Raw genomic sequence first — 10,692 nt, forward strand, 5'->3', positions numbered from 1 at the left:
CCTGTGAATCTGCGTGCTCTACACAAGCACTGCAGGTCACAGGCTGAAAATTTTTCAATATTCTGATTTGTACTACATAGCTGCAAATCCGTTCAGCAGTTCAGTTAAGCTGGTTCTGTAGCGTGCCTGGGTAATTAAGTATTCCTGTTCAATGACGTGCCGATGCTTTTTCGTTCCCATCTCATCATGCCAGCGATAGTTCACCAGCAGTTCGTTTAAAAAAGGAAACTCGTATCCTGCCAGTATAACTCTGTACCACATATCCAAATCGTGGGTATACGTCAACAGCTCATTGAATAACCCTATCTGTGTAAACAGCTCTTTCTTGAACATAACCGTGCATCCGTTTACCGGGTTACCTATCAGAAAAAAACGATAAAATTCCTGTATCGACGGAAGTACAGGTCCCGCCTGGTATTTTGTGATTTGGCTGTATTCATTGATGAAGTTGAAGTTGGTGTGGGAGATATGTGCCCCTTGTTCGATCATAAAGGAGACCTGGTTATTAATTTTGTCTCTATGGTAGGTGTCGTCGGAGCTGAGCCACGCAATATATTCGCCACTGGCATGCCGGATACCATGATTCAAAGCGCTGGCTGTTCCACCGTTGGATTTGCCCAAATAATGTATATAGGGGAGATAGGGCTGAAGCAAATTAACATGTGTGGTGGACCCGTCATCGACGACAATAATCTCAAGCGGCCCATAGGTTTGCTCCAATGCACTCTGCAAAGCCTGATCCACATAGGCACAGTTATAAAAGGGAATGACGATCGTTACTTTTGGTCTCATAACGTTCCTTCCTTTCCAGTGCGGCGGTATTGAATCATATCCTCCAGCGATTGCCCCAGCTGTATGGTCGGCTTCCAGCCCATCTCCTCCAGCTCCTGCGCCCGATATGCTCTTGTTGACACTGACTCGGCCATATCCCCCCATTGTATGGGAATGAATATTTTTGACATCGCAATCATACGTTCCACGATATCACCCAGTTCCACAATACGGCCTGTGCAAACCGAGTAAATTCGGCCTGGCACTCCCTTTTCCAATAGCACTCCATAGGCCCGAACAGCATCACGAACGTCGAGAAAATCACGCTGCGCATGTCGGGAAGACACGCGAAACGGAGCTGCTTCCGTTACCGAGTGCTCTTTCATACGTTCTATCCGAACGATATAGCCCGCGAGTAATGCGCAAAAGCCGGTGGATGGACCCGGACCAATCAGGTTGCAAGGCTCTGCCAGCATGACAGATTGCTCGAACAACGCGCCCCACGAAAGCGCGACTGCCTCTTGAATGCTTTTGCTAAGACTGTATGGATGCGTTGGATGGTACGGTGCCTGCAAAGTCGTCTTTAGCCGAGAACCCGCCACGACGATTCTGGCTTGGGGAAAAGGTCGCAGAACATCAAGCAGATACAGGGTGGACAGTACATTGGATTCCATGTATAGCAATGGACTCTGCCAAGATTCAGGTACGGAATTTTTGCCACCCAGGTGAAGCACATAATCCGGAGCAATTTCTCGAATCACTTCGCCCAGACGTTTCTTGTCGAGCAAGTCACACACATAAGGGGTGATACAACCGAGTGTGTCCGTCTCCGGCGTGGAATTCCCGTCATTTCCAGACCGAAAGGTCAATTCTGAAGCAGAAGCGACAGTGCGAGTCAGCGCTGCCACCTCCCAGCCGAGGCTTGCAAAATGGCGGCAGGCATGCATCCCGGTATAGCCAGCCGCTCCGGTAATGACTATGACAGGCCGACGTTGTTCCGCTGTGCTTCTGTCCATTCCAGCAGCTCCTTCAGCATGATGCTGTAGTGAGGAACATCGTAGAGCAGATCGGCCCGGGTAGAACGAAGCGTCCGGTCCTGCACCGGCTCATCCTTCGGCACGATCCGAATGTCCTCTCTCTTCCAGATGTCTTTGAACAGAAGCAGCAAATCATGCTTGCTGATCGGTTCAGGGTGAACCAGATGAATGAGTCCGTCCAGCGGCTCATTCATCAACACTTGTATTGCTTTTGCCAATTCCAGCGTTGTGACCCCGTTCCAAAAGACCCGGCGGTATCCATCAACGTCCCCGCTCTGTTGTAAAAACCAGTGCAGTAAACCAATGCCGCCTGGTCGAATCTCCGGTCCGATAATAGAGGTACGGACGGTCAGATGCCGTGGCGCCTTCACTTCTCCGAGTATTTTCGTTATAGCATAGGCACTTGTCCCATCCGGTTGATCGGTCTCTTCATATAAGCCAGGAACCCGCTTTCCTTTGAATACGCAATCTGTGCTGATATGAATCAATCGGGCACCGATACTATCCGCTGTCTGCCGGAGGAGATGCGGCAGCAATCCATTGATTTGGTATGCCGCAATCAGATCCTTCCCGGCATGCTGATTGAGTACGCCGACCGCGTTGATAATAACGTCTGGCTGTACACTCCGTACCAGCTGCTCCACCATAAAGCCGTCTTTTACATCCAGCAGGAGACCGCCTTTATTTGCTGAATCACGAGTGGTGTAGAACACGTTATACCCGTTCTGATTTTGAAAATACTTAACCAGGACATGACCCGCCATGCCGTTACCACCCAAAATAAGCAGCTTCATTTGATGAACCCCCCGCTTTGGAGAATGGCTCGGATCTCCTCTTTTGACATCAAATTAAATTCCGAGCTAAAGCTGCTGAACGATACCGGAGGGCACTGACTATAACGGTCCTTTAATTGAGGAATATTCAGGGTTGGGAGAATGACCAAATATTGCTCGTCATATACTACCGTTGTCAGGCTTTCAAAGTCGCTCATCAAAATCTCATGAATTTTCTCACCGGGACGAACGCCTTTTTCTACCATTTCTACATTTTCCACGCCTGAATCCTCAATAAGCACCTCGGCCAAATCCACAATACGGCAGGTTGGCATGGTCATGATAAAAATTTCGCCGCCGACGCTTTCTACGGACGCTTTGAACAACAGACTGATGGCATCACGCAAGGTCAGGAAGAAGCGGGTCATATTCATATCTGTGATAAAAACCTTACCCTTTTGGCGAATCTGGTTTTGGAACAAATGCACCACACTTCCGTTTGTCCCCAAAACATTACCGCCGCGCACCGTCACAAAACGTGTATCGCTATTCAGCAGATTGGCGTAAACAATCAATTTTTCTCCAATCGCCTTTGTCATGCCGTAGAAATTAGACGGGTTGGCGGCCTTGTCAGTCGAGATATAAATGACTTTTTTTACCTGGTTGGCGACAGCGGCCTCGATCACATTTTGGGTGCCTACAACATTGGTTTTAAGCGCCTCATAGGGCTGATCCTCACAGACTGGCACGTGCTTGAGGGCTGCCAAATGAAATATATAGTCTACCCCTTGACAAGCGGTAGTCAGCGCATCTTTATCGCGAATATCCCCAATACAGAAGCTGAGTCGTTCATCCTCAAACTGTCTGTTCATTGCAACTTGACTCGATTCTCCACGTGAAAAGATAATGACCTCTTTGGGGTTACGCGGCAATAACTGGGTAACCAGCTCATGCCCCCAAGAGCCGGTGCCGCCGGTAACCAAGATACGTTGGTTTTCAAACATGCCGTTTCCCTCCAAGCAGAAATTTAACTACCTTATCCGACACATCTTCCGCCAGATAGCCTGCGGGACATTGCCATTTATGGTTCATCCTGGTCATTAAGGCTACGGCGTTCGCTATAACCTCGCCATCAAGACCGGACACGATATTACTGCCGCAATCTACCGTTTCCGGCCGTTCAGTCGTGCGCCGCATCGTGACCGTCGGCACCCCCATGACACAGCATTCTTCCTGTACGGTACCACTGTCCGTCAAAGCGCAGCGGGCATGCCGCTCCAGCAAAACGAAGTCAAAAAAACCGAACGGCTCGTGGAATTCTATCAGCGGATCAAGCTGGATCGGCGGGTGGCTTGCGATCCGGGCGGCGGTGCGGGGATGAATACTGCAAATGACGCGCTGCCCGAACTGCCGAGCTACCCGATTAAGACCATCCAAAATAGCCAGCAAATGCGGCGGATGGTCGACATTTTCAGCTCTGTGGGCAGTAACCAGAAAATATTCCCCCGGCGACAGTCCCAACTTTTTCAGAATCCCACTGCCGGATACCTCTTTCTCATAGTGCTGCATCACTTCATAAATCGGATTTCCAGTCCGTATAATTCGTTGGCTTGGGAAGCCTTCGCGTAGGAGGTGCTGCTTGCTTTGCTCTGTATAAGGCATATTAATGGTAGAAATCGCATCAATAACGCGTCGGTTCTTCTCCTCCGGCACATCCAGATCATAACAGCGATTCCCCGCCTCCATATGCACAACGGGGTAACCCATACGTTCCGCAAGCAGGGCACATAAGGCGCTGTTCGTATCTCCGAGCAATAGTACATGGTCGGGGCGTTCCTGGTTTAAAATGTCTTCCATCTGCGAGTACATGGCAGACAGCTGTTTGCCCAGTGTTCCCGCTTTCTCTTGAAGTACATAATCGGGGGTGCGCAATCTCAGCTCGCGGAAGAATTGTCCGCTCAGGCTTTCTGTATAATTTTGGCCCGTATGCACAAGCACATGTTTATCTGCATAGTGGTCCAGCTTCGGAATAATCAAGCTGAGCCGTATAATCTCCGGTCTTGTGCCGAGCACGGTCAATATTTTCATCGTTTTGGAACCCACCTTTGCTGTCATTGTTTCATTGAATTGTGAAGTTCAATGAATAATAGCCACCCAGCAGACTGGCTGTGCTCCGGCTTAATGTTCATCTCAAGCGGTCCGGCGTATGTTCACCCGGACCGTTGTTTGGCATTCTGTCTTTCCTTGAATGCGACTCGCTTCTGCTTGTGCGCTCTGGATCGCCGTGACAGGAGCCTCAATTTCCGCTTGAGTTTCTGTCTGGACTTGGAGCTTCGATACAATGGGGAGCCGTGAATTTTCTTGAGACGGATTCTGCCAGCACTTCTCCTCTTATACCTGCGATTTCGCAGTCGGGGATGCTTGCGGCTCTTTGGACATCTTGCCCGAATACTACGCTTGCGGTGAGGCAATTCAGGTGGTGACTCAGGCAAAAGGGAAGCTGGTTGTGGCAAACCCTGAATGGCTGCATATTCGATGGGCGGCAGACCCAGCACTGGCATTTGATTGATCACTGATTCGGGAAATTCCCGAACGGTGTTGGTATATGCCTCCGGTATTGCAGTGACCTGACGCAGCCCTCCGCCTTCCCTCGTCCATACAGGACCACCCGGCTGCTGAATCAACGGGAACCAATGCGGATGATGACATACCCATTGACTGACCATAACGTGCAGACTGCTTCGATAGGAATCAGGTCCGTAGATGCGCGTAGCCGCACTGTTGTTACGCACACCAATTCGTTCCGCTTCCTCGGGATGGTCGAGCAGATAGCTTACTTTTTGCGCCAGCATATCGCTGTTTCCCGGCTCTACCAAAAAATCTGCATTTCCGGTTGATTCCATCAATTCCACAAGTCCGCCCTGCGCGAAGGCTACCACAGGCTTGCCGTACACCAGACCCTCCAAAGCCGTCATACCAAAGCCTTCCTCCACCATGCTAGGAATCACCACAATATCCATTGCACTATAGGCTGTTGAGACGGATTCCTCGAATGAACTGAACTGGAAACGGCGGCTGTAACGAGACTGGCGAATCAAAGAGACACATTTTACGTAATACTCGGAATCCACTGAGCTGCCGATAATCCAGAAACGACACCTCGAATTGGTTTCGCACAGCTTTAGAGCCATGTGGACAAAAGGCAACAGCCCTTTGGCTTCGTAGATAAAGGAAGAAATATAACCAATGCAGATATGAAAATCCCGCAGTCCCAGCTTTTCACGTTTCCTTCTCCGTTCCAGCACATGTTCTTTGGGCGATGGCATCTCCGCATCCCGGCATGGAGACAAAACTGTATGCGGACGTGTCAGTCCCCCGCCATGCAAAGGACGCATAACCGCTTGCGAAATGCCGATGACCCATTGGCTATAACGCTCAATAATGGAAACAGAAACTGGCGTATGCGCATTCTGGTTAATGACTTCGGTTATTTTCCAGATCACCGGAATATCAAGCTCTTGAGCAGCTATTGCGGGCATGACATTCACACAGGTATTGACCAGCACCACATCAGGCCGGGATTGCCCAAGCATCTGAAGTAACGGTGCATACACCACATGGTTCCGCAAATTCTCTGCATCCTGTGCCAATCCCTCATAAGGGGTATACATGCCATGCAGCATGAACAGATTCTGAACCTGAACCGTGATGCCACGCTTGCGGGCCATTGAGGTCAGCCGTCCTTCACCTGGCGTTACCAAAATGCAATCGAAATACGTGCGAACGTCTAGACAAAATTGCAGCAGCAGCTTTTCCGCCCCCGTAATACTGCGAACATTACTGACATGGCTGAACAGCATCATTTTCGGCTTGATCGGAGTTCACCTCCTTATAAAATAGCAACCAGCGGACGTATGGATGGTCTTATGGGAATATGACCGACAGCAGTTGGTCAATCCGGTGACCATACGTGTGCTCCCGCAGGGTTCGTTCGAGAGCACGCAGAGCAATCTCACGACGCTCCTTTTCGTGTGTCAAATAAAACTCAATCTTCTCCAGCAGCTCCTGCTGGGAACTGTAAGTTTCAATCTCTTCCCCCGGCTTGTAAAAACGAGCCAGATCATCTCTTGTATCCGTCAGTTGCAACGTGCCACTGGCTGAAATCTCAAACGTGCGGGGATTGGGCGAAACCCCCGGAATTTTCAGTGCATTGTTGTTCACCGAATCATCCTGATGGGAACGATGAAGATTAATTATGATTTTGCTGCCGTTATACGAATCATTTGTCTCGGCTGGAGACATCCAGCGGCCCATCTCGATTTTGTCACCATACGATTGATAATCCGGGAGACGATCCCACCAGATTCCGTTGATTTTAATGTTACGGGCCATAAGCTGCGGCATAATCGGATTAAAGAAATAGATGCGATTCCAGTAGGCTGAGCCTGTAAATCCAATCTCCCGTCGTACTGAAGCAGGCGAGCTGAGTGGAAAATAGTGAGTCAAAAATGCCCCGAAGGGCAAGTAGTGCACCGATGTGCAACCCAGCTGACGATACAGTTCTATACAGTTCATTTCTAAGGTGAACACATAATCATAATTCGTCACCAATTTGGTCGTCGTGTCAGTGTAATAGGGATCGTCTGTCAGCCAGATGGCAGTAGGGATGCCCAACTTGCGTACCGCAGCAACCTGCTCTAGCGGAAAATCCATCCCGTCGAGTGCCAGCATCAGATTCGGACGGAGCTGAGCGGCAATATCTCCTACCGGCTGGCGCGGGTCTGTCACGGTAACCTGAGCCGTCATGCTCTGCAACGTGGTAATGATCGCCTCATCCAGTGGAGAATACGGAAGGCCTTTGCCCGAGACGACATACAGTACATGGATCTGTCGAAAAGGAAATGTCGCTTTCGTTCGCGACACAATCGCGTTAGCACGTCCGCGCAGGTATCCTTCATCGTATCCGTCATGGATTCCCGCCGCTCTCCCCTTCTCCCAGGAGGCTGCCGCTGTCTGGTGAACAGCTGGGTCATACGGTCCTGTCGTAGATATCGTCATCACTTTCACTCCTTACTGTTTATGGTGTTTACTTTAGGCCATCGCCTTGTCCAGCAATTCCTCCATGCGATTTGAGTACCTATGCTTTTGCATGGTTGTGTGCAGTGCGCGCCAGGCTATGCGTTCGCGTTCCCAGTCATGCTTGAGATAGTAGTCCAGCTTCACCTTCAGTTCCTCTGCTCCTGAGAAGGTTTCAATGTCATAGCCTGGTTGATAATAGCGGTGCAGATCTTTTCGCACATCCGTCATTTGAAGCGTCCCGCAAGCGGAAATTTCATATGTCCGAGGATTGATGGATTCCGCTGACAGCTGGTGTGTGTTCCGATTATCCAGTCCGGGGTCTGTCGGGCGGTGCATATTGATGACAATTTTGGAGCCGTTGTAGTATTGAGCGGTCTCTTCCGGATCCATAAAACCCGGTCGGATAAAGCGTTCCAGCACATCTCGCCGGGTCAGCCGATCCCAGTGCCCGCCTACGATCAGCACTCTTTTGTCCGCCAAGAAGGGAGCAAGGTAGTCGAACAGCTTCACACGGTTCCAGAAGGCATTTCCAATGAAGCAAATATCGTGCTGATGCTTACGCTCTACTCGCCGGGGATAAAAGATACGGGCTGACACAGCAAGCGGCAAATAGTGAACCTTTGTTATTCCCTGTTCGCGATAAAACGGCAGACAGGAAATTTCATGCGTAAAAACGACATCGTAGAATCGGCAGATCAACGCCGTATCCTCCGTAAAGTAGGGATCATCTACAAACCATATGGCCGTCCGAATGCCCAAGGCTCGTATTTGTTGTACCTGCTCCAGATGATCCGCCGGAAAGACATGCAGTCCGTTCATGACCAATACGAGGTCTGGACGGTGAGCCGCAGCGTCTGCCAGCATCGTAGCGGGGGTACCGATGACGCACGAGCTGCATATTTGGCTCAATGCTTCTTGCACACCTGTGTCTATAGCTGCGAAACCTTGCGGAATATACAATACTTTCAACTGGCGAACAGCAGGTTGTATTGCTACGACCTGTGACAGAGCAGCCGTGCAACCGCCCATTCTGCGTCCTTCCCGATAGCCACATCGGTATGCTTCGCGTTCATTTCCGCTTCGTTGATCATTCACATCCTTCACCCTGTCCTGTTGTAGGATAAACTTCTGTCACTCCTAAACTATATGCGGAGGGGTCAAACGCATCATGGACGACTGCCACTGCCCGGACAAAATTGGCGTTTGCCCGTCCAACTACCAAAACGCAAATAACCCCGAAGCTGCCAGCTTCGGGGGATTAACTGCAATAGATCATTGGCATAATTTACTGTGCCTTATAAGCGACTTGGTGGCCATCTTCATATCCTTTGGCAAAGCCCGAATTGAAGCCCTCATTGTAAGCAGCATCATATCCCTGCTGGAATGCCTGCGGGTCATGCTCTAATACAACAGAGGGCTGTGGATTCTCGACTGAAGGAGCTGCGACCGGGTTAGCTTGAGGTTTTTTCCGTCGCCGCGAAAGAGAACGTCTTCTACGTACAGGATAAAGTCCCCTTTTTCGGCGTCTTAGAGCAAGCAGATGTCTTCTTCTCCGTTTTAATCTGCGAATGCTGGAACGTCGGGCATCTCTACGTCTTTTGCGGGCTTTGGCTCGACTGATGCGTCCCCACCTTGTACTCATTTTCATTCCTCCTTTGCTTTCTCGTCTTGGTTTCACTTTTTTGCACAGGCACCTGGAGCCATGGCTTCGTCGGTTTCCCATATACCTGCCTTCTTAGTGGAATACCCGCCAGCATTTGCGTGATTTTTCCCTGATAGTTGCTGAGTAGACGGATGGTCTCTTCCAGACGGGGAGCCGACATATCCACATGGGGCGTCAAGTCCGCAAGACTGGTCAGCATCCGGGCAACGGCGTGCTGGCTGGCAGCAATAGACTCCATCATATCCAGCTTAATCTCACGTTCACGCCTCATGCTCATTAGCTCATATCCCCCGGGCCCATTCCTCCCATCATTCCTTCCATTCCGCCACCCTGCTGCTCATCCTGATCCAGCAATGCTTTAAGGTTGCTGCACAGTCCAGTCTGAAGCCGGGTCAATCCCTCCAGCATTTCCACCATCTGCTCATGAATTTCCAAAGGCCGTCCCAACTGCTCTTCATCGGTTTCAAATGCGGAAGGCGCCAGATGGTTCAGCGTCCAATTACGCATTTTCTCTGCTTCGACCGCCTTGGCCTCCAAAATCATAGATACATTCCGCTGCATCTTGGAGGCCGCATCCAGCATGTAAAGCATTGCTTTTTCCCTACTCATGTGTTCACTCCCTACCCTCGGTTGTTACACTACTCCTCTTCCGGATATGCCGTCTCCTTCACCACACGAACGAGCATTTCAGCCATGGCTTCCTGAAGGTCGGCAATACCGTTCAAATAGGCAACAATACTTTTGTTTACCTGTCCCGAACTATCCATAATGCCCGGAATCCCATCAAAACGCGGCTCCTCATCCGGCAGTTCATGGATGATCTGTGCCATGCGCACAACCACCTGCCGTTCCGCATCCAGCAGCCTCGACATCTGCTGCTGCGAGTGCGAAATATGGATCAGCAAATCATCTAATTCGTTATGCATAAGCCCCTCCTTTATGTGTTCCGCCTTGCGGAACGCACGAAATACCTACGGGCTTTCCGCTACTACAGCGTATGCCGCAGCGAGTAGTCGGTTCGCCTAAAAAAAGCCTATTCAATCATTACAAATGCCCTCGCAGCACTGGTGGAGCAATAATAGGCTGCTTCTCCGGCAATGCCAATAAATCTTCGGAGGACAAAAACTGAATGGGATAATCCTCAGCCCGCCAGCTCATCACGGCGTAGAAGGTAAGGAACGGTCTTTTCCAGCCGTTGCCGATTTGGTACAGTTGCCCGCCTTCAGCATACAGTAACTCGATCCAGCGCTTGCGTTGAGCCGGGATATGAAGTGTGGGCAGCATAGACATGTTCCCCAGCTCCGGAGCCGCCAGGACAAGCAAGGGTTCCTCGGGCGTTACAGCTACAGTGGGTACGTCAGTGCTACCG

The 10,692-nt window shown here is 50.4% G+C and carries 12 protein-coding genes and 1 pseudogene; all 13 read right to left on the reverse strand.

Annotated features, from left to right (window positions below):
• Positions 1-72: 72 nt before the first annotated feature.
• Positions 73-792 carry a glycosyltransferase gene (locus tag AC5V8P_RS01610; protein ID WP_063209413.1) on the reverse strand — a complete coding sequence of 240 codons (720 nt, stop codon included), beginning with the start codon at positions 790-792 and terminating at the stop codon, positions 73-75.
• On the reverse strand, positions 789-1,787 hold the full coding sequence (locus AC5V8P_RS01615) for an NAD-dependent epimerase/dehydratase family protein (RefSeq protein ID WP_064797408.1): 999 nt from the start codon (positions 1,785-1,787) through the stop codon (positions 789-791). The genes AC5V8P_RS01610 and AC5V8P_RS01615 overlap by 4 nt, the downstream gene beginning before the upstream one ends.
• Positions 1,748-2,602 carry a dTDP-4-dehydrorhamnose reductase family protein gene (locus tag AC5V8P_RS01620; protein ID WP_064797407.1) on the reverse strand — a complete coding sequence of 285 codons (855 nt, stop codon included), beginning with the start codon at positions 2,600-2,602 and terminating at the stop codon, positions 1,748-1,750. The genes AC5V8P_RS01615 and AC5V8P_RS01620 overlap by 40 nt, the downstream gene beginning before the upstream one ends.
• On the reverse strand, positions 2,599-3,585 hold the full coding sequence (locus tag AC5V8P_RS01625) for a polysaccharide biosynthesis protein (protein WP_064797406.1): 987 nt from the start codon (positions 3,583-3,585) through the stop codon (positions 2,599-2,601). The genes AC5V8P_RS01620 and AC5V8P_RS01625 overlap by 4 nt, the downstream gene beginning before the upstream one ends.
• Positions 3,578-4,669, reverse strand: a complete 1,092-nt coding sequence (gene wecB, locus AC5V8P_RS01630; protein ID WP_063209422.1) for a non-hydrolyzing UDP-N-acetylglucosamine 2-epimerase — start codon at positions 4,667-4,669, stop codon at positions 3,578-3,580. The genes AC5V8P_RS01625 and wecB overlap by 8 nt, the downstream gene beginning before the upstream one ends.
• A gap of 122 nt (positions 4,670-4,791) precedes the next feature.
• The gene (locus AC5V8P_RS01635) at positions 4,792-6,444 is read right to left on the reverse strand and encodes a glycosyltransferase family 4 protein (RefSeq protein WP_064797405.1); all 1,653 of its coding nucleotides are present in this window, start codon (positions 6,442-6,444) and stop codon (positions 4,792-4,794) included.
• A 61-nt stretch (positions 6,445-6,505) separates the two neighbouring features.
• Positions 6,506-7,639 carry a CgeB family protein gene (locus AC5V8P_RS01640; RefSeq protein WP_064797404.1) on the reverse strand — a complete coding sequence of 378 codons (1,134 nt, stop codon included), beginning with the start codon at positions 7,637-7,639 and terminating at the stop codon, positions 6,506-6,508.
• Between the two features lie 33 nt (positions 7,640-7,672).
• Positions 7,673-8,764, reverse strand: coding sequence for a CgeB family protein (locus AC5V8P_RS01645; RefSeq protein ID WP_064797403.1), 1,092 nt, complete (start codon positions 8,762-8,764; stop codon positions 7,673-7,675).
• Positions 8,765-8,945: 181 nt separating this feature from the next.
• Complete coding sequence (locus AC5V8P_RS01650) at positions 8,946-9,302, reverse strand: FliH/SctL family protein (protein ID WP_155762566.1); 357 nt, start codon at positions 9,300-9,302, stop codon at positions 8,946-8,948.
• The gene (locus tag AC5V8P_RS01655; protein ID WP_063209430.1) at positions 9,250-9,600 is read right to left on the reverse strand and encodes a hypothetical protein; all 351 of its coding nucleotides are present in this window, start codon (positions 9,598-9,600) and stop codon (positions 9,250-9,252) included. Before AC5V8P_RS01655 ends, AC5V8P_RS01650 begins: the two co-directional genes overlap by 53 nt.
• Entirely contained in the window at positions 9,600-9,932 is a 333-nt protein-coding gene (locus AC5V8P_RS01660; protein ID WP_063209432.1) for an alpha-helical endospore appendage domain-containing protein, read from the reverse strand. The genes AC5V8P_RS01655 and AC5V8P_RS01660 overlap by 1 nt, the downstream gene beginning before the upstream one ends.
• Positions 9,933-9,961: 29 nt before the next feature.
• Positions 9,962-10,249 carry a hypothetical protein gene (locus tag AC5V8P_RS01665; protein ID WP_063209434.1) on the reverse strand — a complete coding sequence of 96 codons (288 nt, stop codon included), beginning with the start codon at positions 10,247-10,249 and terminating at the stop codon, positions 9,962-9,964.
• Positions 10,250-10,367: 118 nt separating this feature from the next.
• Positions 10,368-10,692: pseudogene (locus AC5V8P_RS01670) on the reverse strand (glycosyltransferase family 2 protein); the annotation flags it as partial.

Source organism: Paenibacillus sp. N119s (genome assembly GCF_059447605.1).